The organism is Pseudomonas sp. NPDC089422 (genome assembly GCF_044749405.1).
In the GTDB taxonomy this organism is placed as follows: Bacteria; Pseudomonadota; Gammaproteobacteria; order Pseudomonadales; family Pseudomonadaceae; genus Aquipseudomonas.
Genome location: NZ_JBIVHW010000012.1, coordinates 34517 through 57506, shown reverse-complemented (window position 1 = coordinate 57506; position 22990 = coordinate 34517). Strand labels below are relative to the sequence as shown.

Genomic DNA, 22990 nt, shown 5'->3' with positions numbered 1-22990 from the left:
GCCATGTACCCGGTGATGAATTCGGCCAGCAAGGCCAATGGCATTCTGTTCGTGGTGGTGCTGGCGGCGATGTTCGTCTATTCGCTGCCACCGGTATTCAGCTTCGCCCGCACCTCCACCGACACCTGGAACCTGTTCGTCGACGGCAAGCTGCTGCGCAAGTTCGAGCAGGCCTACGACAAGCGCTTCTTCCTGCGTGACCCGTCGGTGGAGCTGTGGGCCGATGCCCAGTTCCACCTGTTCGGCGAAGGTACCAAGGGCGTGGTGCTGGGCAAGGACGGTTGGCTCTACACCAACCAGGAATACCGTGTGCCCAACGACCTTGAGGCCAACGTGGCGAGCCAGCTGGAGCAGATCGCCAAGGTCCGCGCGCAGTTGGCCGAGCATGGCAAGCAGCTGGTGATCCTGCCGCTGCCGATGAAACTGGATGTGTACGCGGCACATGCCCAGCACGCGTTCGACCCACGGGTGACCAGCCTCTACGACCACTTCGTCGGTGAGCTGAAAAACCGCCAGCTGGACGTGGTGCCGCTGCGCGGGGCCTTCCTTGCCAACCTCGACGGCCCGCAGCTGTTCCTCAAGTCCGACACCCACTGGAGCCCGGAAGGCGCAAGGCTGTCGGCCTATGAACTGGCACGCCAGCGCCCGCAACTGCTGGGTGACCAGGTGTACGTGTCGCACAAGGCCGGTGAGAAAAGCGTCAAGGGTGACCTGATGAACTACATCCAGTTCGACCATGCGCGCCTGGCACCGCAGTTCGGCCCCAACCCGATCGCCCTGTACGAAACCCTCAAGGCCACGCAAGGCGCCGACGACCTGTTCGCCGAAGAAAACCAGAGCCTGCTGCTGGTCGGCACCAGCTACAGCAAGATCGACGACTGGAACTTCGTCGGCTTTCTCAAGGAGGCACTCAACCGCGACCTGCTGAGCATCGCCGTAGAGGCCCGCGGCCCGTTCGAGGCGATGAACCAGTTCCTGGCCAGCGACCAGCTGGCCAACACACAGATCGACACCGTGGTCTGGGAATTCCCCCTGCGCACCCTGCTCGCCCACCGCCCCGGCTCGCTCAGCCGCAGCGCTGCGCCCCAGCATTTCTGACGATTCAAGGAGAGCCTGATGCAACTTACCCAGCTGTTCACCGCCATCGCCCTGGCCGCTGCCAGCCATGCCGCCCTGGCCGCCGAAGGCAACGCCGACCTGTACGACGCCGTGGCCCCGGCCGACTCGGCGTTCGTCCGCGTGCTGAACCTGTCGGACAGCAACATCGACGTGACCCTCAGCGGCAAGGTCAACCCGCAGCGGGTCGCCGCTGGTCAGCTCAGCGGCTACCGCTTCACCCCTGCTGGCCCGCACAAGATCGCCGTCGGCGGCAAGTCGATCGAGCCGCAGCTCAAGGCCAATGCTGCCAGCACCGTGGTGTACGACGGCAAGCAGCTGAAGCTGATCAGCGACAAGTACGTCAACGAACCGAAAAAAGCACAGATCGCCTTCTACAACCTGACCGCCAACCAGGCCGCACTGAAGACCTCCGATGGCAAGCACGAAGTGGTCGAAGCGCTTGGTAATGGCCAGACCGGCACGCGCATGGTCAACGAGATCAAGATCGACTTTGCTGCCTACCAGCAGGACACCAAGGTCGCCAGCTTCGACGAGCAGTTCCTCAAGAAGGGCCGCTCCTACAGCTACGTGCTGCTGCCCGGCAACCGCAGCATGACCCTGGCCAACAGCATCGACCCGACCGAGTGATGAATGCCCTGCAAGGATGAATGGCACATGAAGACCCTTGTACCTTTTGGCCTGAGCGCTGCCCTGGCCTTGCTCAGCCTGCCCGGCCAGGCCGCGCAGCCGGCCCAAGCGAGCAAGCCTGGCTGCGAGAACCTGCAGTGCATGGTCTGCCCGGCCTTGAGTGACCCGCAACGCTATGCCGAAGGGCGCATGAAACTGATGCGCGAGATCGTGCCTGGCAAGGACCGCTGGCTGTTCCGCTCGGCCGTCGACCTGACCAATGACTTCGGCATCCCCGCGCCGATGCGCCCGGAGTTCGCCCGCCTGATGCAGGCGTTCGAACGCCAGGGTATCCATGTGGCCATGGCGATCCAGCCGACCCGCGGGCTGATGCACCGCGACAAGCTGTTCGCCGACCAGCTGCATGGCTTCGACTATGCCCGTGCCAGCAACAGCCTCAGTGCCTACCTCGGCCAGTTGCGCCAGGGCGGCGCGGTGGTGGCGCCGATGATGCAACTGGTGCAGCAACCGCCGAAGGGCGAGTACTTTTTCCGCCGCGACCACCACTGGACGCCCTCCGGCGCCGAGGCCACGGCGAAACTGATGGCCGAGGAAATCCGCCGCCAGCCGTTCTATGCCGGGCTGACCAAGAAGGCGTACCACACCGAGCCGGGCGTGATGGTGCCCAAGGACGGCACCATGAACCTGGCGATGAGCAGCATCTGCGGCAACAACTACGGTTTCCAGTACGTACGCGGCTACCAGACCATCCCGGTGGCCGCAGGCGCCGACGCGCTGTTCGACGAGGCACCGGACCCGCAGGTGATCCTGGTCGGCGACAGTAACGCTGCGGCCCGTGAGGACGAGAGCAAGCAATTCAACTTCGATGGCTACCTCAAGCAGTACCTGAACGTCGACATCCTCAACTACGCCCTGCCCGGGGTGGGTGAAGATGGCTCGCTGCTGGAGTACCTGTTGTCCAGCGACTACAAGCCCAAGGCACCGCCCAAGCTGATCGTCTGGGAGTTGCCGGCCAACTATCGGCTCGATTCGCCGCTGATGTATCGCCAGCTGGTGCCGGCGGTCCAGGGTGGTTGCCCGGCAAACCAGGAAGTACTTGGCTCGAAACTGCAGCGCCCGGCGTTGCAGGTGGGTGAGCGTATCGAGCTGCTGAGCAATGCCGGCAGTGGCCGCCAGGCGCTGTCCAAAGGGTTCCTCGACATTCGCCTGAGCGACAAGAACGTCAAGGACTTCTACATCATCGTCTATTACGACAACGGCGCGCGGGACAAGGTGTGGTTCCGCCGTGAGGCGGCGGTGACCGGTGGCCAGTACTACCTGGAACTGAGCAAGGCACCGGAGTTTGCCGGGGCCAACCTGCTGTCGGTGTTCATGGAGCCGACCAAGGCGGGGACTGTGGCAACCGATGTGGAGACTCGGCTATGCCTGTGATACCGCTGTTCAGGGCTGATGCGGTCAGTGTGGGAGCTGGCTTGCCGGCGATGGGCCGCAAAGCGGCCCCCATCCTGCTAACCCTATTTTTTATAAGCCCACTGACACAGGCGGCACAGTCGATCTGGCCCGCCCACAGCACCCCACAATCGGCCATGATCGCCGACTACCGCACCCTGTCCTGCACCAGGGAACCACCCGCGCCCTACACCGGCAGCCTGCGCCTGGAAAGCAAGTACGACCAGCGCGACGCCAGCAAGTCGACCCTGCGCAGCAGCCCGGACGCCAACAGCGAGCAGATCGCCAAGCAGGTCAAGCAGTTCGTCGGTGGCCTGATCTACGCCAGCAAACGCTTCCAGGGCGCCCGCAAACCCCAGGACGCCAACATGGCCCTGGCCTGCCAGGACCAGTGGCTGCAACACTGGGCCGAAGCCGGTGCCCTGCTCAACCCGGATGCCAGCGGCACCGGCATGGCCGCGCGCAAGTGGGCGCTGGCGGCCATGGCCGGCGCCGTGCTGCTGACCCAGTCGGCTGCCGACGGCAAGCTGCAACTGAACGAAACGCAGCGCAGCTGGTTCACCCGCCTGGGCGAGCTGGTGATCCGTGAGTACGACCCGCGCCGCAGCACCCGCGGTGTGTACTTCAACAACCACGACTACTGGGCGGCCTGGGCCGTGGCCGCCACCGGCATGCTGGTCGGCCGCGACGACTTCATCCAGTGGGCCGACGGCAACCTGCGCCGTGCCCTGGCCCAGGCCGTGCGCGCCAACAACGGCAACTACGCCTATCTGCCGCTGGAAGTGGCGCGCAGCAAGCTGGCGGCCAACTACAGCCAGTACGCCCTGGTCCCGCTGGTGCTGCTGGCCGAGTCGGCGCGCGCCAATAGCCTGCCGTGGAGCCGCGACGACCAGCAGACCCTCGACCAGTTGGCCAACTTCGCTGCCCGCACAGTGCTCGCCCCGGGCGAGCTGCCCGAACTCAAGGGCCAGTCCCAGGCGGATGTGGCACCGTACAAACTGGCCTGGCTGATCCCGTTCCTGCAACGCAACCCCGACCATGCGCTGGCGCGCCAGCTGTACGACAGCGAAGGCGGCGAGGTGGACAACTACAGCCAGCTCGGCGGCCCGATCAAAGCGTTCTACCCCCCATTGCCCGGATCAAGGAGCTGACCCATGGCTGCCCTCGCCCGCTTTTCCCTTACCTGCCTGGCCGCCCTGTGCCTGGCAGGCACTGCCCAGGCCGCCAGCCAATCGCTGCCGGTCACGCAGACCGTGGACACCCTGCCCCGTGAGCAACACCAGCTCAGGCTCGAGCAATTGCGCCAGCAGGTGCGCCAGGCCGTGACTTTCCAGCAGACCGAACGGCAACGCCCGGCCGGGCGCGCCAGCGTCAGCCTGCAGCCAATGTTCTCGTCCCAGGCCGGCAGCTGGCCGTTCGAGCCGTTCGTCAACAACGGCCTGTTCCGCGCCATCGCCGGCTACCAGGCGCACCACCCGCAGGTGGTGATGCTGCGCGGTGGCAGCATCACCTTGGCGCAGTTGCACGACGCACTGAACGACCCGCGCGTCCTCAAGCGCTACAAGGATGGCTACCTGCTCAGCTACCCGCTGTTGATCGGCAGCGATGCCGGGCTGGTCCTGGAAGGCACCAGCCTGTACCTGTCGAGTTTCTCCGGCACGGCACTCATCAACCAGGGCTGGCTCGGGCTGAACCAGTCCAGCCTGGAGAGCATGGCCGGCGAAAAGCCGGGGAGCACCGACCGGGCCTGGCGGCCGTTCGTGGTGGCCTGGGCCGGCAGCCATACCCAGGTGATCGGCTCGACGCTCAGGCGCCTGGGCTACAACGCCAACCTTTCCCGTGGCCTGACCACGGCATTGAGCACCCAGCAGGCCGCCAGCACGCGCCCGGCCACGGTGATCATCCGCGACAGCCAGTTCAGCGAGATGTCCAGTGCGGTGGAGCTGCAGCACAGCCAGGCGACCCTTACCGGCAGCCAGTTCGAACAGTCGCAGCAATACGCCATCGATGTGCAGAACAGCCAGGTCAGGCTGCAGGGCAACCAGCTGCGCGGCATCGACAACAACAGCGGCGTGCGCCTGCGTGGCCAGACCCGTGCCCTGGTCGAAGGCAACCTGATCCTCGGTGCGACCAAGGCCGCCATCGAAGTCAGCGAGCAACAGGGCGCGGTGCTGCTGGTCGGCAACCGCATCGGCGACAGCCGTGGCAATGGCATCCAGCTGCGCAACCTGGCACCCACTGCGGCGGCACCGCTGGTAATCGATGGCAACCTGCTGGCCAGCAGCCAGGGCAGCGCGGTGGATGCCAGCGAGGTAGGCGCCGTGGCGCTGCTCGACAACCGCATCGGCAACACCGCGGAATATGCCATCAGCCTGCGCAATGCCACGCCGCTGGCCGGGCCGCTGGTGCTCAGCGGCAACCGCCTGGGCCGGGTCGGCAAGGCGCTGGTGCGGGTGGAGGGTGTGCGGGATGTGCTGCTGGGGGGCAACAGTTTCGATGGCAAGCCGTTGTTGCAGAACCTGTTGATCGGGGACTTGTTGCCCGTGCAGGGGCAGTTGCTCGAAGCCACGGTTCGCCAGGGTGAGACTGTGCGGGTCAGGCAGCAATGATCCAGCATCTGCTGTAACTGCACCGGCCTCTGTGGGAGCGGGTTTACCCGCGAAGAGGCCGGCACAGGTCAACCGATAACTCGCTGCATCCTCACAAAGCAATCATCCTCACCCATCTCGACAAACCCATGGCGCAGGTACAACTGCCGCGCCGGGTTGCTCTTGAACACCATCAACCTCAAGCGTGGCAACCGCCGCTGCGCCGCCCAGTCAGCCAGTGTTTCCAGCACCTGGCTGCCCACCCCTCGCCCACGCTGCTCCGGCACCAGGTGCAACTCACGAATGAACAATGCCTGCCGGTCCTGGCTGAGGCTGCAGAAACCCAGCACGACCTCGCCGTCCATCACCAGCCACTGCTCGCGCCAGCCCCAGGCCTCGTCGAAGGCCTCCTCGATCCACAACAAGTCGAACTCGCGGTAATAGGGCAGCATCGCCCGTCGCGTGAGGTCCCGGGCAAACGTGCGCCAGGCATCGCTCGCGGCAATCAGCTCAATGGGCATAGCACACCGGCGAACTGCCCGGGCCGCGCCGCTCCAGTTCGTCCTCCAGCCACGCCGCCAGCACCTGGGCGTTGTTGTGCTCGGTGTCCTTGCCGGCATACAGCAAGGTCAGGTTGCCTTTGGCTGCAAGGTCCAGCAGCGGATACCAGTATTCCGGGTGCGCCGCCAGTTCCTGCCGATAGCGCTGGGTGAACCCGGCGAAATCCACCTCACCCTGGTGGAACGCCTTGCGCAAATCGGTGGAGGGCGCCACCTCGCGCAGCCATTGCCCCTGCAGTTCGTCCTTGCGTTGGTTGCGCGGCCACAGGCGGTCGACCAGCACGCGCTGGCCATCGTCATCTTCAACCTCGTCGTAGACACGTTTGCAGCGAATCATGGGGTTCTCATGCCTTTACCGTCTGTCCTGAGACTAGGTGATTACTTGATCAAGGTCATAACCATTCGAGGAATTGTTTCTATGCTCAGAGCCACCTTCGCCAATGCCGACCGGAGCCCCCAATGGCAACCCCGTCCCTGGCCAGCCAGCCGTCACTGGCCCGTCGCGATGCCCGCCCGCAGCTTGCGCACAAACCCGGGCGCGCCAGCCTCGTGCTGTTTTTTGGCCTGCTGCTGGCCGGCATCGCCTACACCGCCTGGAGCCTCAAGCAGGACGTGACCGCCAGCGGCACGGTGATCACCACCGTAACGCCGTTTCTGCTGCTGGGGCTGGCACTGCTGATTGCCTTGGGCTTCGAATTCGTCAATGGCTTTCATGACACCGCCAACGCAGTGGCCACGGTGATCTACACCCACTCGCTACCCGCGCCGGTGGCGGTGGTATGGTCTGGCTTGTGCAACTTCCTGGGCGTGCTGCTTTCCAGTGGCGCGGTGGCGTTCGGCATCATCGCCCTGCTGCCGGTGGAGCTGATTCTACAGGTCGGCTCCTCGGCTGGCTTCGCCATGGTCTTCGCCTTGCTGCTGGCGGCCATCATCTGGAACCTCGGCACCTGGTGGCTGGGGTTGCCGGCCTCCTCTTCGCATACGCTGATCGGCTCGATCATCGGCGTCGGTGTGGCCAACGCGCTGATGCACGGGCGTGACGGCACCAGCGGGGTCGACTGGGCCCAGGCCAGCAAGGTCGGCTATGCCCTGCTGTTCTCGCCGCTGATCGGCTTTGCCTGCGCAGCGTTGCTGCTGCTGGCGTTACGCGCACTGGTCAAGCGCAAGGCGCTGTACCAGGCACCGGAAGGCCGCACACCGCCGCCGTGGTGGATCCGCGGGATTCTGATCCTGACCTGCACCGGTGTGTCGTTCGCCCACGGTTCCAATGACGGGCAGAAGGGCATGGGCCTGATCATGCTGATTCTGGTCGGCACCCTGCCGATGGCCTACGCCTTGAACAAGACCATGCCCAGCGAGCAGGCGCTGCAGTTTTCCGCCGTTGCCGAAGCGACCCGCCAGGTGCTGGTGCACACTGACCCCGGGCCAGCCCCCGCCGACCCGCGCCAGGCGCTGAGCGCATTCATCGCCGAACCCAAGGCCAGCCCGCAGCTGGTGCCGGCACTCGCCGCGCTCACCGGCATGATCGGTGACCAGGTCAAAGGCTATGGTTCGCTGAAGCGCGTGCCGGCCGAAGCCATGGCCAACGTGCGCAACGACATGTACCTGACCAGCGAAGCCATCCGCCTGATCGAGAAGAAACAGCTGGTGGCGTTCGACGCCGACACCCGCAGCCATGTGCAGTTGTTCAAGACCCAGCTGGACGATGCCACCCGCTACATTCCGCTGTGGGTGAAGGTCGCCGTGGCCATCGCATTGGGCCTGGGCACCCTGGTCGGCTGGAGGCGTATCGTGGTGACGGTGGGCGAGAAGATCGGCAAGACCCACCTGAGCTATGCCCAGGGTGCGTCGGCGGAAGTGGTCGCCATGTGCACTATTGGTGCGGCGGACATGTTCGGCCTGCCGGTGTCGACCACCCACGTGCTGAGCTCGGGGGTGGCCGGGACCATGGTCGCCAACGGCTCGGGGATCCAGAAGCGCACGTTGATCAACCTGCTGATGGCCTGGGTGCTGACCCTGCCGGCGGCGATGCTGTTGGCCGGTGGCCTGTACTGGCTGCTGAACCAGATTTTCTAGACTGAGCCACAGGCCGTTCCTACAAAGGCCGGCGTGAGCGGATCAGGCAGGGATTTTCAGGCCGCGTTGTACGGCTGGCCGCTCAAGGAATTTCGCCAGCACCCGCTGCACTTCCTTGAATTCATCGAAGCCCACCAGCTCCCGCGCGTTATAGCGCTCCACCAGGTTGCGCACCCAGGGGAAGATGGCGATGTCGGCGATGCTGTACTCATCGACCATCCACTCACGCCCTTTCAGGTGCCGGTCCAGCACACCCAGCAGGCGCTTCGACTCGTTGACGTAGCGGTCGCGCGGGCGCTTGTCTTCGTATTCCTTGCCGGCAAAGAAATGGAAGAAACCGACCTGGCCGAACATCGGCCCGATGCCGCCCATCTGGAACATCAGCCACTGCAGGGTCTGGTAACGCTGGGCCGGGTCCTGGCTCAGCAGCTGCCCGCTCTTTTCCGCCAGGTACTGCAGGATCGCCCCCGATTCGAACAACGGCAGCGGCTGGCCGCCCGGGCCGTTGGGGTCGAGGATCGCCGGGATCTTGTTGTTGGCGCTGAGCGAGATGAACTCGGGGCTCAGCTGGTCATCGTTGTCGAAGCTGACCTTGTGCGGCTCGTAGGCCAGGCCGATTTCCTCCAGCATGATCGACACCTTGACGCCGTTGGGCGTGGGCAGCGAGTACAGCTGCAGGCGCTCGGGATGCTTCGCGGGCCATTTACGGGTGATGGGGAAAGCGCTCAGATCGGTCATGTTCAACCTTGGGCTTGAGAGGGAACCGTCACTGTAGAGACATCCCAACTGGCTGACCATCACCCGCCGTTGATCAGCTGGCCTGGCCGTGCGCCTTGAGCTTGAGCTTTTCGGTATCCACCCGCACGAACACCGAGTCGGCACTGACCGTCAGCACATCGCCAGCCCAGACCTCGCAGATGACTCGGGTCTTGCGCCCGACCTCACCTTCCACGCGCGCCTTGAGCAGCAGCTCCACGCCCATAGGGGTGGGTTTGAGGTAGTTCAGGCCGAGGCTGCCGGTGACGCAATCGATACGCGGCAGGCTGCCCGCTTCGCGGCCTTCGGCGCGGTAGTGGTAGGCCATGGCGGTCCAGTTCGAATGGCAGTCGACCAGCATGGCCAGCAGGCCGCCATAGACCAGGCCGGGCCAGCCGATGTAGGTGCTGTCGGGTGAGTGCCGGCACAACAGGTGGATGCCGTCGGCATCCCAGTGGCTTTGCAGGTGCAAACCGGAGGGGTGGGAGCAGCCACAACCGAAGCAGGTGCCTTCGGGGGCGGCGAGGGCCTGGAGGGAAAGGGAGTAATCGTTCATACGCTGCCTGTGCTTGTAGGAATGGGGGCGCGAAACGCCCCCATTAAAGCAGAAAGCTCACGCCGGCTGGGCAACCACCTTGCCGCCCTTCTGGGTCAGCGAGACCAGCAGGATGAACGCGGTCACGCCAGCGGTCATCAGCGTCTCGTAGCGGTAGGCATCGCTGAACAGCATGTAGCCCAGGACCATGACGATGGTGCCGATCACCAGCCAGGTCAGCCACGGGAACAACCACATCTTCAGCTCCAGCGGGCGCCCTTCACGCTCGGCACGGGCGCGCATGCGCAGCTGCGACACGGCGATTACCAGGTACACCAGCAAGGCGATGGCGCCGGTTGTGGACAGCAGGAAACCGAACACCTTGCCTGGCAGCACATAGTTGACGAAGCAACCGACGAAGCCGGCCAGGGTCGACAGGATCACCGCCACGGTCGGCACGCCGGCACCGGAAATACGCTTGGTCATGCTCAGCGCCTGGCCACGGGCGCCCAGCGAATAGAGCATCCGCGAAGCCGTGTAGAGGCCGGAGTTCATGCAGCTGGTCACCGCCACCAGCACCACCAGGTCGACCAGCAGCTTGGCGCCCGGCACATTGAGCACTTCCAGCACGCGCTGGAACGAGCCCACCGCCTTCAGGCTTGGGTCGTTCCAGGCCACCAGCGATACCACCAGGAAGATCGACGCCAGGTAGAAGATCGCGATGCGGTACACCACCAGGTTGGTGGCACGGCGAATCTTGTCTTTCGGGTTGGCCGTCTCGTCAGCGGCGATGGTGACGATCTCGGCGCCGAAGAACGAGAAGATGGTGATCAGCACGCCACCGAGCACGGTGCCGAAACCGTTGGGCATGAACCCGCCGTTGTCCCACAGGCGGCTGATGCCGGACACCTCGGCCAGCGGCCAGAAGCCGAACACGGCCAGGCTGCAGACCCCGATGAAAGCGATGATGGCGACCACCTTGACCAGCGCGAACCAGTACTCGAACGCACCGAAGTTCTTCACGCTGACCAGGTTGCTGCCCGACAGCACGACCATGATCAGGAAGGCGAACAGCCAGGACGGTACGGCGGGGAAGTAGGCATGCAGGATGTCCGCGCCGGCGATGGCCTCGACCGGGATGATCAGCACCCAGAACCACCAGTACAGCCAGCCGATGGTAAAGCCTGCCCAGGGGCCGATGGCCTCCGAGGCGTAGGTGGAGAACGAGCCGCTGTTGGGGTTGGCGATGGCCATTTCGCCCAGCATGCGCATCACCAGCAGCACCAGCAGGCCGGTCATGGCGTAGGAAATGAGAATCGCCGGGCCCGCCGTCGCGATGGCGTTGGAAGAACCGATGAACAGGCCGGCACCGATGATGCCGGCAATGGAAATCATGGACACCTGACGCGAGGTCAGGCCGTGCTGCAAGGAACGCTGTTTGTTGTTGTGTAGCGAAGCCATGAAGAACCCTCGAATGGGTCGGCCGGCGTGCGGCGGCAATGCCGTCGACGGCTGAAAAGTTGGAGCAGATTTCGGGTAGGTCGTGTTGCTGTTTTTTGTTGTTTTAAGTCGCCGGTCGCGCAATTACCTCCTCTTCGCCATACCGGTTGTAATCGTTGATCGAGGTCAGTATTAATCTATAGGGCAAGGTCAACAAACGACCTTTTCGAAGCACATGATTCCATTGCGGAATGAACTTCTTCCTTTTTTGCTCGGTATGCGCCTGCCATGTCCAAACGCCTGATGCCCTCGACCACCGCCCTGCAGTGCTTCGAAGCCGCCGCCCGGCACTTGAGTTTCACCCGTGCAGCACAGGAGCTGCACCTGACCCAGAGCGCCGTCAGCAAGCAGGTCGCGCAGCTCGAGGACATGCTGTCGCATTCGCTGTTCCAGCGTATTCGCCGGCGCCTGCACCTGACCCCGGCCGGCGCGCTGTACCTCACTGAAGTGAACAAGATCCTCACCCAGATCGACATCTCCAGCCGCTACATCCTCAGCTACGGTGACGAGACCGAGGTGCTGCGCATCGCCACCCAGCCAACCTTCGGCGCTCGCTGGCTGGTGCCCAGGCTCAAGGGTTTTGGCGACCGCCACCCGCGCATCCACCTGGACATCCGCAACGAGCTGGAGCCGTTCGACCTGGTGCAGGCCAAGGCCGATATCGCCTTCTTCTTCGGCCAGGGCACCTGGCCCGGGGCCACCTGCATCGAGCTGTTCAGCGAGGAAGTGGTGCCAGTGTGCGCACCCGAGCTGCTGGCCCGGCACCGCTTCGACAGCGCCGAGGCGCTCACCGAACACCGCCTGCTGCAGTGCGCATCACGGCCGGAGGCCTGGCACGAGTGGTTCCTGGGGTTAGGCTTGCATAGCCAGAACAGCTACCACGGGCCGCGCTTCGACACGTTCTACCTGTGCATCCGCGCGGCCATCGCTGGCTGTGGCATTGCACTGATTCCGCGCTACCTGGTGGCTGAAGAACTGAGCGAAGGCAAGCTGGTGGTGGCCTGGGACCACCCGGTGGCGAGCAATGGCCGGCATTTCATCGCCCACGCCGAACACGCCGCGGAAGTCCCCAAGGTCAAAGCCTTCGTGCAGTGGATCCGCGAGCGGGTGGCTGAGGATGATCGGTAAAGTTTGCGAATCCAGGGAATGACCGCAATCGAATAATTCGTTTGCGGAATAATACCGTGGCGCGCTTGGATATTAAGAAACTCGAACAAGGTCCGCGTGCCCATGAATCTGGAAAGTATCAGTCAATCCATCGCCATCGTTCATCCGATCACACTTTCCCATGGCCGTAATGCCGAAGTCTGGGATACCGACGGCAAACGTTATATCGACTTTGTCGGCGGTATCGGCGTGCTCAACCTGGGCCACTGCAACCCGGCCGTGGTCGAGGCGATCCAGGCCCAGGCCAGCCGCCTGACCCACTATGCCTTCAACGCCGCGCCCCATGGCCCGTATCTGGAGCTGATGGAGCGCCTGCGCCAGTTCGTCCCGGTCAGCTACCCGCTGGCCGGCATGCTCACCAACAGTGGTGCGGAAGCGGCGGAAAACGCCCTGAAAGTCGCCCGCGGCGCCACCGGCAAACGCGCCATCATCGCCTTCGACGGTGGCTTTCACGGCCGCACCCTGGCCACTCTGAACCTCAATGGCAAGGTCGCGCCGTACAAGCAAAAGGTCGGCGAACTGCCGGGGCCGGTGTACCACCTGCCCTACCCCAGCGCCGATACCGGCGTGACCTGCGAGCAGGCACTCAAGGCCATGGACCGCCTGTTCAGCGTCGAGTTGGCGGTGGAGGACGTGGCCGCGTTCATCTTCGAGCCGGTGCAAGGCGAAGGCGGCTTCCTCGCCCTTGATCCTGCGTTTGCCCAGGCGCTGCGGCGCTTCTGTGACGAGCACGGGATCCTGATCATCATCGACGAGATCCAGTCCGGTTTCGGCCGCACCGGCCAGCGCTTCGCCTTCCCACGTCTGGGCATCGAGCCAGACCTGCTACTGCTGGCAAAGAGCATCGCCGGCGGCATGCCGCTGGGCGCCGTGGTCGGGCGTCAGGACTTGATGGCGGCACTGCCCAAGGGCGGCCTGGGGGGCACCTATTCGGGCAACCCGATCGCCTGTGCGGCGGCGCTGGCGAGCCTGGCACAGATGACCGACGAGAACGTCGCCACCTGGGGTGAGCGCCAGGAGCAAGCGATCGTTGGCCGTCACGCCCGCTGGAAGGCCTCGAACCTGAGCCCGTACATCGGCCGCCTGACTGGTACCGGCGCCATGCGCGGTATCGAGTTCGTCAATGCCGACGGCAGCCCGGCGCCAGCCCAGCTGGCCAAGGTGATGGAAGCGGCGCGCGCCAAGGGTCTGCTGCTGATGCCCAGCGGCAAGGCGCGGCACATCATTCGGCTGCTGGCACCACTGACCATCGAGGCCGAGGTGCTCGAGGAAGGGCTGGATATCCTCGAGCAGTGCCTGGCTGAACTGGGCTGAGGCTTACAGGCCCAGTTCTTCAGGGGTGAGCATGTCGGACTCGAAGGCGATCCAGCCACCTTCGAGTTCGGCGTGGCCGTTGACGATCGGGCCGTAGTAGGTCAGGCCGTTCTCCAGGGTCACGCAGATGTGCGTGGCGGATTTCTCGGGGGCCGCGAGCGTACCGACGAAATGCACCTTCTTCAGGGTTTCGGTCACCGCTTCCAGACCGACGCGCATGCCCGGGTTTTCCGAGGCTTCGGTGTCACCGCCGCGGTCTTCGGCGCTGATGGTCACGGTGGCGGTGTATGGGTACTTGGTGCTCAAGCGGGGTTACCTCAAAAGGGTGTCTGGGTATATGGGCGCGTAGAGTACGCCGAAGAGGCCGGGCCTGCAAAAGCTGCCCCGATCTGTTAGGGTGCCCGCCGATGCACGCCACACCACACGAGGACACCTGAGTGAGCGCCGAAGAACCCCTGATCGCCGACCTGTTCGAGGTCGACAAACGCCTGACCCTCAAGCCCGTCGTGGACTTCAACAGCTACCTGCGCAACGCCTTTGGCGAAGGCCCGTGCAACTGCCACCGCTGCGCCGAAGGCAGCGACCAAAGCACCTACAGCCACGCACACAACTTCACCTTCGAAGGCCGTCCGTGGCACCGCCGCTTTGCCAGCACCGCCGGCAGCGACGTCGCCCAGGTGCTGAAGAAGGCCTGGCTGTCGTACACCAAGGCCGACCTCACGCTGATCGGCGCGCTGGACCTGACCACCCTCAAGACCTTCACCGAAGCCGCCCTTCACGAGCGCCTGCTGGCCCTGCTGCCGGCCAGCGGCCTGGCCCGCGAAATCGACGGCCAATGGATGCTGCAAGCCCAGGCTGACTGACGGCCCGGCGGTCAGGCAGGATTCTCCCGCTCTGCTACCGTGGGGGAATCCGCCCATCCGCAGGTAGTCCGCCATGGCCCGTACAACGCCCATCGAGCTGTATCGCAATATCGGCATCGTCGCCCACGTGGACGCCGGCAAGACCACGACCACCGAGCGCATCCTGTTCTACACCGGGGTCAACCACAAGATGGGCGAGGTGCACGATGGCGCCGCGACCATGGACTGGATGGCCCAGGAGCAGGAGCGCGGCATCACCATCACCTCGGCGGCAACCACGGCCTTCTGGCAGGGCTCGACCAAGCAGTTCGCCGACAAGTACCGCTTCAACATCATCGACACCCCCGGCCACGTCGACTTCACCATCGAGGTGGAGCGCTCGCTGCGCGTGCTCGATGGCGCGGTGGTGGTGTTCAGCGGCGCCGACGGCGTCGAACCACAATCGGAGACGGTCTGGCGCCAGGCCAACAAGTACCATGTGCCGCGCCTGGCCTACATCAACAAGATGGACCGCCAGGGCGCCGACTTCCTGCGCGTGGTCAAGCAGATCGACCAGCGCCTGGGCCACCACCCGGTACCGATCCAGCTGGCCATCGGCAGCGAGGAGAACTTCATCGGCCAGATCGACCTGGTGAAGATGAAGGCGATCTACTGGAACGACAACGACCAGGGCACCAGCTACCGCGAAGAAGACATTCCCGCCGAACTGCAGGCGCTGGCCGACGAATGGCGAGCGCACATGATCGAGGCCGCCGCCGAAGCCAACGATGAGCTGACCATGAAGTTTCTCGAGGGCGAGGAACTGAGCGTCGATGAAATCAAGGCCGCCTTGCGCCAGCGCACCATCGCCAATGAAATCGTCCCGACCATCCTCGGCTCGTCGTTCAAGAACAAGGGCGTACCGCTGATGCTTGACGCGGTGATCGACTACCTGCCCGCCCCGTCGGAAATCCCGGCGATCAAGGGCACCGACCCGGACGATGAAGAAAAGCACCTGGAACGTCACGCCGATGACAAGGAACCCTTCTCCGCCCTGGCCTTCAAGATCGCCACCGACCCCTTCGTCGGCACCCTGACTTTCGCCCGGGTGTATTCCGGCGTGCTCAGTTCAGGCAATGCCGTGCTCAATTCGGTGAAAGGCAAGAAGGAGCGCATCGGCCGCATGGTGCAGATGCACGCCAACCAGCGCGCCGAGATCAAGGACGTGTGTGCCGGCGACATCGCCGCGCTGATCGGCATGAAGGACGTCACCACTGGCGACACCCTGTGCGACATGGACAAGCCGATCATCCTCGAACGCATGGACTTCCCCGACCCGGTGATCTCGGTGGCGGTTGAACCGAAAACCAAGGGCGACCAGGAGAAGATGGGCATCGCCTTGGGCAAGCTGGCCCAGGAAGACCCGTCGTTCCGCGTGCGCACCGATGAAGAAACCGGCCAGACCATCATCTCCGGCATGGGTGAACTGCACCTGGACATCATCGTCGACCGCATGAAACGCGAGTTCAACGTCGACGCCAACATCGGCAAGCCGCAGGTGGCCTACCGCGAGAAGATCCGCAATACCTGCGAGATCGAGGGCCGCTTCGTTCGTCAATCCGGCGGGCGTGGTCAGTATGGCCACTGCTGGATCCGTTTCGCCCCCGGCGATGAGGGCAAGGAAGGCCTGGAGTTCATCAACGAGATCGTCGGCGGCGTGGTGCCACGCGAGTACATCCCGGCGATCCAGAAAGGCATCGAGGAGCAGATGAAAAACGGCGTGCTGGCCGGTTACCCGCTGATCAACCTGAAGGCGGCGGTGTTCGACGGCTCCTACCACGACGTCGACTCCAACGAGATGGCCTACAAGATCGCGGCCTCCATGGCCACCAAGCAGCTGTCGCAGAAAGGCGGTGCAGTGTTGCTGGAGCCGGTGATGAAGGTCGAGGTGGTGACGCCCGAGGAGTATCAGGGCGACATCCTCGGCGACTTGAGCCGGCGCCGAGGCATGATCCAGGATGGCGACGAGACACCGGCGGGCAAGGTGATCCGCGCCGAAGTACCACTGGGCGAGATGTTCGGCTATGCCACCTCGATGCGCTCGATGACCCAGGGGCGGGCGAGCTTTTCGATGGAGTTCACCCGCTATGCCGAGGCACCGGCGAGCATTGCCGATGGCATCGTGAAAAAGAACCGCGGGGAGTAAGCGGTTTTCCTGTGCCGGCCCTATCGCGAGCTCCTCAAGGATCGCATATCCCCCGTAGGAGCGAGCAAAGCTCGCGATGAGGGCAGCACAGGCAACAATTATCTTCAGTGCTGCTCGCCAGCCCGCTTCAGCAGCTTCTTGCACCGCTCCGACAGATGTACCACGCGCAGATGCTTGCCCGCCTTGGCATAACGCTCACGCAGGGTCTTCAACGCCGCAATCGCCGAGTAGTCGACAAAGCTCAAATGCTGGCAATCGAGGGTGACCTTGGCCGGATCGCCCGCGGAGTCGAACTGGTTGAGAAACAGCGTGGTCGAGGCGAAGAACAGCGTGCCATGCACCTGGTAATGCTTGCCCCCTTCCCCATCCTCGTGGCTGTCGGCATACAGCTCGCGGGCATGCTGCCAGGCAAAGTTCACCGCCGCGATGACGATGCCGAACAGCACCGCCATGGCCAGGTCGGTGAACACCGTCACCACGGTCACCGCGATGATCGCCAGCACATCGCTTACCGGCACCTTGTGCAGCACCCGCAGCGAGGCCCAGGCAAAGGTCTGCTGGGCCACCACGAACATCACCCCGACCAGCGCCGCCAGCGGAATGCGCTCGATCAGCGGCGACAGGAACAGCACGAACAGCAGGATCATCACCCCGGCCACCACCCCGGACAACCGGCCACGACCATTGGAACTGAGGTTGATCACGGTCTGGCCGATCATCGCGCAGCCACCCATGCCACCGCACAGGCCGGAGATCATGTTGGCCGCGCCCAGGGCCACGCATTCGCGGTCCGGGTAGCCACGACTCTCGGTGATTTCATCGGTAAGGTTGAGGGTCAGCAGGGTTTCCAGCAGGCCGACCATGGCCATCAGCACCGCGTAAGGGGCGATGACCCTGAGGGTTTCCAGGTTCCACGGCACCTCCGGCAGGGCCAGCTGCGGCAAGCCCCCGGCAATGTGCGCCATGTCGCCGAGGGTGCGCGTCGGCAGGTCGAGCAGGTACACCAGCATGCCAACCCCGAGGATCGCCACCAGTGCTGGCGGCACTGCGCGGGTCAACCTGGGCAGCACATAGACCACCAGCATGGTCAGCGCCACCAGGCCGATCATCAGGTACAGCGGCGCGCCGCTGAGCCAGTGCTCACCATCCTTGAAGTGCTCGAGCTGGGCCATGGCGATGACGATCGCCAGGCCGTTGACGAAGCCGAGCATCACCGGGTACGGCACCAACCGCACCAGCTTGCCCAGGCGCAGCAGGCCGAACAGGATCATCACCACCCCGCCCAGCAGCACCGTGGCCAGCAGATACTGCACACCGTGTTGCACCACCAGGGCGACGATCACCACCGCCATGGAGCCTGCGGCACCGGAGATCATCCCCGGGCGGCCGCCGAACAACGCCGTCAGGGTGCAGATGATGAAGGCGCCATACAGCCCCATCAATGGGTTGAGATGGGCCACCAGGGCAAAGGCAATGCACTCGGGCACCAGGGCAAACGAGGTGGTCAGGCCGGCGAGCAGGTCGGCGCGTAGTCGGGCGGGCTTCATGGGCATCCTGTGGTGCGGTCCGGTCGGACGGTACGGGAAAACAAGGGGCGCGATGTTACGGAATTTGTCTGACAGCGACCACCGCTCAGTCTTGCCGGAAGCAACCCCGTGCTGTGATCCAGGCCCGGCAAAACCACGACAAATTTGCCATCATGTTGATTCCACCTGCGGAGATCATGGACATGCCGCTACGCCCCCTCTTCACTGCCCTGCTGCTGACCGCCAGCCTTACCGCCCAGGCCGCCACCGAGGTGGTGCCCCTGCAGCATCGCAGCAGCACCGAACTGCTGCCTGCCGCCCAGGCCTTCATCGGCCGCGACGGCACGGTCAGCGCCTTCGAGAACAAACTGATCGTCAATGCCAGCCCCGAACGCATCGACGACCTGCGCGCCCTGCTGCAACAGCTGGACACCGCCCCCAAACGCCTGCTGATCAGTGTCGACAACAACGACAGCAACTACCAGGACAACCGCGGTACTGGCCAGGTCATCCGCTACGGCACCAGCAACCGCGAAGGCGGTTTGCAGCAAATCCAGGCCAGTGAAGGCCAACCCGCACTGATCCAGATTGGTCAGAGCATTCCAATCACCAGCACCAGCACCGACGGCTACGGGCGCATTCAAAGCAACACCGAATACCGCAATGTGACCCAGGGTTTCTACGTCACGCCGAGCCTGAGCGGTGATACGGTTCGCCTGCAAATAAGCACCAATAATGACCGAATGAGCCAGGAACGTACCGATGTAGTGAAAGTGCAAAGTAGCGACACGACAATCAGTGGAAGGCTCGGCGAGTGGATCACCCTGGCCGGCTACAACCAGCAGAGCCAAGCCGAGCGCAACCCGTCAAGCCGCACTTACAGCACGCAACGGGGTGAAAACATGACTTTGCGTGTCAAAGTCGACCTTCTTGACTGACCCCAGGCAATTCAAGGCCTCGACCAAAGGCCTTGAAACTGACCGCCAAGTCGCATTAGACCAAAGATGTAGTAAGTCGAAAAAAGCACTACAAAACCGTTGACAGGGTCTTTTTCCCAAGGGCATGATGGCCTCGCTCCCGCTAATCAGGGGCCCTGGCAAGGGCCTTCGAGGCGCACTCCTCCCACCCCTGGAGGCACCTCGTGTCTATACGGCCCACAAGGCGGTTCGACGGGATTGCGACTGCAACGAAGAAGTTGTCCCGAGGGACGGAAGCGCATCACCGCAGTTCTGGCAATCGCGTAGCACCGCAGCAAGGCAACCACGAGCCGACCTGCCGGAGCACACCTGCGCCTGACCTGCACCTCCTTCCCCTTCGAGCCTTCGCGTTCGCCGCCGCACTCCCCCGGACAGGACAGCCGCCAGGTCCCTGATCGGCCCCGAGCATCAGCACAATTAACCCAAGATCGATGCGACGAGGTTTATTTCCATGGCACTGACACGCGAACAGCAAATTGCAGCCCTCGAGAAAGACTGGGCCGAGAACCCGCGCTGGAAAGGCGTGACCCGTACCTACACCGCCGCTGATGTCGTTCGCCTGCGTGGCTCCGTGCAACCTGAGCACACCTTTGCTCGCCAGGGTGCAGAAAAACTGTGGAAGCTGGTCACCGAAGGTGCCCACCCGTCCTTCCGCCCAGAAAAAGATTTCGTCAACTGCATGGGCGCCCTGACCGGTGGCCAGGCAGTGCAGCAGGTCAAGGCCGGCATCCAGGCCATCTACCTGTCCGGCTGGCAAGTGGCTGCCGACAACAACTCGGCCGAGTCCATGTACCCTGACCAGTCGCTGTACCCGGTCGACTCGGTACCGACCGTGGTCAAGCGCATCAACAACGCGTTCCGCCGCGCCGACCAGATCCAGTGGAAGGCCGGCAAGAACCCGGGTGACGACGGCTACATCGACTACTTCGCGCCGATCGTGGCTGACGCCGAAGCCGGTTTCGGCGGCGTGCTGAACGCCTACGAACTGATGAAGAACATGATCGAAGCGGGCGCCGCCGGCGTGCACTTCGAAGACCAGCTGGCCTCGGTGAAAAAATGCGGCCACATGGGTGGCAAGGTACTGGTACCAACCCAGGAAGCCGTGCAGAAGCTGGTGGCCGCGCGCCTGGCTGCCGACGTATCGGGTGTGCCGACCATCATCCTGGCCCGTACCGACGCCAACGCCGCCGACCTGCTGACCAGCGACTGCGACCCGTACGACCAGCCGTTCGTGATTGGCGAGCGTACCCGTGAAGGCTTCTACAAGGTGCGTGCCGGCCTCGACCAGGCCATTGCCCGCGGCCTGGCCTACGCCCCTTACGCCGACCTGATCTGGTGCGAGACCGCCAAGCCGGACCTGGAAGAAGCCCGTCGCTTCGCCGAGGCCATCAAGAAGGAGTACCCGGACCAGATCCTGTCGTACAACTGCTCGCCTTCCTTCAACTGGAAGAAGAACCTGGACGACGCGACCATCGCCAAGTTCCAGCGCGAGCTGTCGGCCATGGGCTACAAGCACCAGTTCATCACCCTGGCCGGCATCCACAACATGTGGCACGGCATGTTCAACCTGGCGCACGACTACGCCCGCAACGACATGACCGCCTACGTGAAGCTGCAGGAGCAGGAGTTCGCCGACGCCAGCAAGGGCTACACCTTCGTGGCGCACCAGCAGGAAGTCGGCACTGGCTACTTCGACGACATGACCACCGTGATTCAGGGTGGTGCTTCGTCGGTGACCGCGCTGACCGGTTCGACCGAGGAAGAGCAGTTCCACTGATTTTCTAGGTGGTGAAAGAGGCCCGGGGCTTGTGAGAGCTCCGGGCTTTTTCTTTGGGGCATGGGGTGGATTGCGTCAAGGCCACCAGGGCCCGCCACAACAGTTTCAGCGCTTATGAGATCGAGCGCCGCCCGCGCGGCGCATCGCAGGCAAGCCTGCTCCTACATTTGTTTCGGGCCAATCAATCCTGAGGCATTGTTGCGCGGCCCCTTGTTTGTACGACGCGATATCGAGCCATGCGCCAAGGGGGACGCGCGCCAATGGCATAGAAATAATTGGCCCGAAACAAATGTAGGAGCAGGCTTGCCTGCGATGCGCCGCGCGGGCGGCGCTCGATCTCATAGGCGCTGCACCTTTCATGGCGGACACCTGGAGGCCATGACACCAGATCACGTCTATGCTTCACCCCAACCACCAAAGCATTGACCCAAAGCGGTACTCCCACCTTCAAAACCTGCTAGAACAAGATCCTTTCGCATTTGCAAGCAGGGGAAATCGCCAGATGAACTTTACAAGGTGCAGAAGAGCCAGATTACATGCCATCAGGTCAAATGATATTAATTATCATTACGAAAGTTGTAATTCGTTACCACTCTCAAGAAACATAATTAACAAAAGCGCATGCAATGCCCGAATCTCAAGGCTTTCAGCCAGTTAGGAGTGGATTTTGTTCTAAATCCTACGAATAAATTTGCAACGGAAATTTTACTTGCACGGGGTTTACCCATAAAATCAGCCCGATTGATTCAGCTGCGACATTTGGTCACTGCACCTGCGACACCACGTCGCCGCTCTACTTATTTCAGACTGCAGAGCTGGGTCTCTGTATAAGGATTTCTAGCATGTCCGATTCGGCTGGACTCATCGCCCACAACTGGGGCTTTGCCATCTTCCTTCTGGGTGTCGTCGGCCTGTGTGCCTTCATGCTCGGTCTCTCCAGCCTGCTCGGTAGCAAGGCTTGGGGCCGCGCCAAGAACGAACCCTTCGAATCCGGCATGCTGCCCGTCGGCAGCGCTCGCCTGCGCCTGTCCGCCAAATTCTATCTGGTCGCGATGCTGTTCGTGATCTTCGATATCGAAGCCCTCTTCCTGTATGCATGGTCTGTGTCCGTCCGCGAAAGTGGCTGGACCGGATTCGTCGAAGCACTCGTTTTCATAGCAATTCTGTTGGCTGGTCTTGTCTACCTATGGCGCGTCGGAGCTCTTGACTGGGCCCCCGAAGGTCGCCGCAAGCGGCAAGCGAAGCTGAAACAATGAGGCTTTGGCAATGCAATACAATCTCACCAGAATCGATCCGGATGCGCCCAACGAGCAATACCCGGTAGGTGATCGGGAAACCGTCACCGACCAGCTGCTCGAGGACCAGGTCCACAAGAACATCTTCATGGGCAAGCTTGAAGATGTGATGCGTGGCGCGGTCAACTGGGGTCGCAAGAACTCCCTCTGGCCGTACAACTTCGGCCTGTCCTGCTGCTACGTGGAAATGACCACGGCCTTCACGGCACCCCACGACATCGCCCGCTTCGGCGCCGAAGTCATCCGGGCCTCGCCGCGTCAGGCCGACTTCATGGTCATCGCCGGTACCTGCTTCGTCAAAATGGCGCCGATCATCCAGCGCCTGTACGAGCAGATGCTCGAGCCGAAGTGGGTCATCTCCATGGGTTCGTGCGCCAACTCCGGTGGCATGTACGACATCTACTCGGTCGTTCAGGGGGTCGACAAGTTCCTCCCCGTGGACGTCTACGTGCCTGGCTGCCCGCCACGCCCTGAGGCTTTCCTGCAAGGCTTGATGCTGCTGCAGGAGTCGATCGGCCAAGAACGACGCCCGCTTTCCTGGGTGGTTGGTGATCAAGGCATCTACCGTGCCGAGATGCCAGCCCAGAAAGACCTGCGTCGTGAACAGCGCATTGCGGTAACCAACCTGCGCAGCCCCGACGAAGTCTGATCCAGCGACCTGCCGCCCGCTCCCGAT

The 22990-nt window shown here is 63.3% G+C and carries 21 protein-coding genes; 14 read left to right on the top strand and 7 right to left on the bottom strand.

Annotated elements, in window-relative coordinates; all coding sequences use genetic code 11:
• Positions 1-3: 3 nt before the first annotated feature.
• The 5 genes from ACIPZ8_RS21480 to ACIPZ8_RS21460 are packed head-to-tail and all read left to right on the top strand — an operon-like array spanning position 4 to position 5804.
• Positions 4-1098, top strand: a complete 1095-nt coding sequence (locus ACIPZ8_RS21480; protein WP_400727216.1) for an alginate O-acetyltransferase — start codon at positions 4-6, stop codon at positions 1096-1098.
• 18 nt (positions 1099-1116) lie between these two features.
• Positions 1117-1746, top strand: a complete 630-nt coding sequence (locus ACIPZ8_RS21475; protein ID WP_400727213.1) for an alginate O-acetyltransferase AlgF — start codon at positions 1117-1119, stop codon at positions 1744-1746.
• A 27-nt stretch (positions 1747-1773) separates the two neighbouring features.
• Complete coding sequence (locus ACIPZ8_RS21470) at positions 1774-3177, top strand: alginate biosynthesis protein AlgX (protein ID WP_400727210.1); 1404 nt, start codon at positions 1774-1776, stop codon at positions 3175-3177.
• Positions 3168-4346, top strand: coding sequence for a polysaccharide lyase (locus ACIPZ8_RS21465; RefSeq protein WP_400727207.1), 1179 nt, complete (start codon positions 3168-3170; stop codon positions 4344-4346). Before ACIPZ8_RS21470 ends, ACIPZ8_RS21465 begins: the two co-directional genes overlap by 10 nt.
• Before the next feature lie 3 nt (positions 4347-4349).
• Positions 4350-5804: a right-handed parallel beta-helix repeat-containing protein gene (locus ACIPZ8_RS21460; RefSeq protein WP_400727204.1), complete on the top strand. Its 1455-nt coding sequence runs from the start codon at positions 4350-4352 to the stop codon at positions 5802-5804.
• A 68-nt stretch (positions 5805-5872) separates the two neighbouring features.
• Here ACIPZ8_RS21460 and ACIPZ8_RS21455 read toward each other — a convergent pair whose 3' ends face one another.
• The gene (locus tag ACIPZ8_RS21455; protein ID WP_400727201.1) at positions 5873-6304 is read right to left on the bottom strand and encodes a GNAT family N-acetyltransferase; all 432 of its coding nucleotides are present in this window, start codon (positions 6302-6304) and stop codon (positions 5873-5875) included.
• The gene (locus ACIPZ8_RS21450; RefSeq protein WP_400727198.1) at positions 6294-6680 is read right to left on the bottom strand and encodes a DUF488 domain-containing protein; all 387 of its coding nucleotides are present in this window, start codon (positions 6678-6680) and stop codon (positions 6294-6296) included. Before ACIPZ8_RS21450 ends, ACIPZ8_RS21455 begins: the two co-directional genes overlap by 11 nt.
• Before the next feature lie 122 nt (positions 6681-6802).
• Here ACIPZ8_RS21450 and ACIPZ8_RS21445 point away from each other — a divergent pair, with 122 nt between their 5' ends.
• Positions 6803-8419, top strand: coding sequence for an inorganic phosphate transporter (locus ACIPZ8_RS21445; protein WP_400727196.1), 1617 nt, complete (start codon positions 6803-6805; stop codon positions 8417-8419).
• Between the two features lie 42 nt (positions 8420-8461).
• Here the strand turns inward: ACIPZ8_RS21445 and ACIPZ8_RS21440 are convergent, their stop codons facing one another.
• From ACIPZ8_RS21440 to ACIPZ8_RS21430, 3 genes are all read right to left on the bottom strand, one after another.
• Entirely contained in the window at positions 8462-9157 is a 696-nt protein-coding gene (locus tag ACIPZ8_RS21440; protein ID WP_400727193.1) for a glutathione S-transferase N-terminal domain-containing protein, read from the bottom strand.
• A 73-nt stretch (positions 9158-9230) separates the two neighbouring features.
• Positions 9231-9731: a PaaI family thioesterase gene (locus ACIPZ8_RS21435; RefSeq protein ID WP_400727191.1), complete on the bottom strand. Its 501-nt coding sequence runs from the start codon at positions 9729-9731 to the stop codon at positions 9231-9233.
• Positions 9732-9788: 57 nt separating this feature from the next.
• Positions 9789-11171: an amino acid permease gene (locus ACIPZ8_RS21430; protein ID WP_400727188.1), complete on the bottom strand. Its 1383-nt coding sequence runs from the start codon at positions 11169-11171 to the stop codon at positions 9789-9791.
• A gap of 267 nt (positions 11172-11438) precedes the next feature.
• Between ACIPZ8_RS21430 and gcvA the strand changes: the two genes are divergently transcribed.
• Complete coding sequence (gene gcvA, locus ACIPZ8_RS21425; RefSeq protein ID WP_400727185.1) at positions 11439-12338, top strand: transcriptional regulator GcvA; 900 nt, start codon at positions 11439-11441, stop codon at positions 12336-12338.
• Positions 12339-12440: 102 nt separating this feature from the next.
• Positions 12441-13691, top strand: coding sequence for an aspartate aminotransferase family protein (locus tag ACIPZ8_RS21420; protein WP_400727182.1), 1251 nt, complete (start codon positions 12441-12443; stop codon positions 13689-13691).
• Positions 13692-13694: 3 nt separating this feature from the next.
• On the opposite strand, the gene ACIPZ8_RS21415 is transcribed toward ACIPZ8_RS21420, so the two are convergent.
• Complete coding sequence (locus ACIPZ8_RS21415; protein WP_085676159.1) at positions 13695-13997, bottom strand: hypothetical protein; 303 nt, start codon at positions 13995-13997, stop codon at positions 13695-13697.
• 131 nt (positions 13998-14128) lie between these two features.
• Between ACIPZ8_RS21415 and ACIPZ8_RS21410 the strand changes: the two genes are divergently transcribed.
• Both ACIPZ8_RS21410 and fusA read left to right on the top strand, forming a co-directional pair.
• On the top strand, positions 14129-14554 hold the full coding sequence (locus ACIPZ8_RS21410) for a hypothetical protein (protein ID WP_400727180.1): 426 nt from the start codon (positions 14129-14131) through the stop codon (positions 14552-14554).
• A gap of 73 nt (positions 14555-14627) precedes the next feature.
• Positions 14628-16739: an elongation factor G gene (gene fusA / locus ACIPZ8_RS21405; RefSeq protein ID WP_400727177.1), complete on the top strand. Its 2112-nt coding sequence runs from the start codon at positions 14628-14630 to the stop codon at positions 16737-16739.
• Between the two features lie 104 nt (positions 16740-16843).
• On the opposite strand, the gene ACIPZ8_RS21400 is transcribed toward fusA, so the two are convergent.
• Positions 16844-18286, bottom strand: coding sequence for a SulP family inorganic anion transporter (locus ACIPZ8_RS21400; protein WP_400727174.1), 1443 nt, complete (start codon positions 18284-18286; stop codon positions 16844-16846).
• Between the two features lie 152 nt (positions 18287-18438).
• Here ACIPZ8_RS21400 and ACIPZ8_RS21395 point away from each other — a divergent pair, with 152 nt between their 5' ends.
• From ACIPZ8_RS21395 to ACIPZ8_RS21380, 4 genes are all read left to right on the top strand, one after another.
• Complete coding sequence (locus tag ACIPZ8_RS21395) at positions 18439-19203, top strand: secretin N-terminal domain-containing protein (RefSeq protein WP_400727171.1); 765 nt, start codon at positions 18439-18441, stop codon at positions 19201-19203.
• Positions 19204-19693: 490 nt separating this feature from the next.
• Positions 19694-21019: an isocitrate lyase gene (aceA, locus tag ACIPZ8_RS21390; protein ID WP_400727169.1), complete on the top strand. Its 1326-nt coding sequence runs from the start codon at positions 19694-19696 to the stop codon at positions 21017-21019.
• Between the two features lie 842 nt (positions 21020-21861).
• Positions 21862-22275, top strand: a complete 414-nt coding sequence (locus ACIPZ8_RS21385; RefSeq protein ID WP_011534614.1) for an NADH-quinone oxidoreductase subunit A — start codon at positions 21862-21864, stop codon at positions 22273-22275.
• A 10-nt stretch (positions 22276-22285) separates the two neighbouring features.
• Entirely contained in the window at positions 22286-22963 is a 678-nt protein-coding gene (locus ACIPZ8_RS21380; protein ID WP_027920598.1) for an NADH-quinone oxidoreductase subunit B family protein, read from the top strand.
• The last annotated feature ends 27 nt before the right edge of the window (positions 22964-22990 follow it).